We start from the raw sequence: 1,089 nt of genomic DNA on the forward strand, positions 1-1,089 counted from the left end.
CTAGGTTGGAAGCAGTCCCAGCAGGGGTCATGGCTGCGATAGAAGGGCTGTTCAGCAGGGCTGTAAAGACCTCGCGGGCCAGGTATCGCTTGAGGCAGCAAATAATCTCGCGCTTGGTCTTGCCCTCGGTGGTGCGTCGGGCCGCGTAGGCGCGGGTGCGTTCGTCGTAGCTGAGCCGGCCCAGCGCCAGGACGTAGAGGGCGCGGTTGGCGTCGCGGTTGCCCGCCCGATTGAGCCGGTGTCGGTTGGTCTTGCCGGACGAGGCGGGGATCGGCGCGACACCACATAGGTGCGCGAACGCCGACTCGCTGCGCAGCCGCTCCGGGTTATCGCCGGCGGCGGCCAGCAGCGCCCCGGCTATGTCGGCGCCGACTCCCTTGATCGCCATGAGCTGCGGTGCTGCTCGGTGGGCGAGTTGCTCGATCTCGGCGTCGAGCGTGGTGATTTCGGCCGTGAGCTGCTGGTATCGGGTGGCGAGGGACTTGAGCGCCAGCTTGCTGGCCGCCTCGATCCCGGCAAGCTGGCCGGGCCGGAACCGCGTCGCGGCGTCAACGAGTTTCGGCAGCGACAGGGTGCGCAGCCGGTCGCGGAGGACTTGCGGGGCGGTGACCAGCACGGCGCGCAGCTGGTTGGCGGCCTGGGTGCGGGCCTTCATCGCCGACCGGCGGACCAGCCGCAGCGTACGGATCATCTCTACCGAGCCGTCGGCGGTCTTGGGCGTGCCCAGCGCGGTGCCGGCCAGCACCGACCGGGCAGCGGTCTCGGCGTCGATGGCGTCGGTCTTACCGCGCCGGCGGCGAGTCTGACGGTTCGGACGGACGACCTCCATCACCGAGATGCCCTGATCAAGCAAGTGCCGGGTCAACCCGGCGCCGTAGCTGCCGGTGCCCTCGACGCCGGCTTGGTCGATCGGGCCGAGTTCCTGCGCCCACGCCGTCAGCTGGGCGTGCCCGGCAGCGGTACTCGGCACGTTGGTCGTGCCGAGGAGGCGTCCGTGCTGGTCGATCGCCGCAGCCACGTGCACGTCGGCGTGGGTGTCCACGCCGATGGTGACTCGCACCTCGACCAGCTCGATCGATGTTGCCATGC

General features: G+C 69.9%; 1 protein-coding gene. It reads right to left on the reverse strand.

Features of this window, described 5'->3' with window-relative positions:
* Positions 1–1,087: IS110 family transposase (locus AB0H52_RS32045; protein ID WP_357952049.1), on the reverse strand; the 1,087-nt coding region annotated here is incomplete at its 3' end.
* Positions 1,088–1,089 lie beyond the last annotated feature (2 nt).

It is taken from the genome of Micromonospora sp. NPDC050695 (genome assembly GCF_040654415.1).
Lineage (GTDB): Bacteria > Actinomycetota > Actinomycetes > Mycobacteriales > Micromonosporaceae > Micromonospora.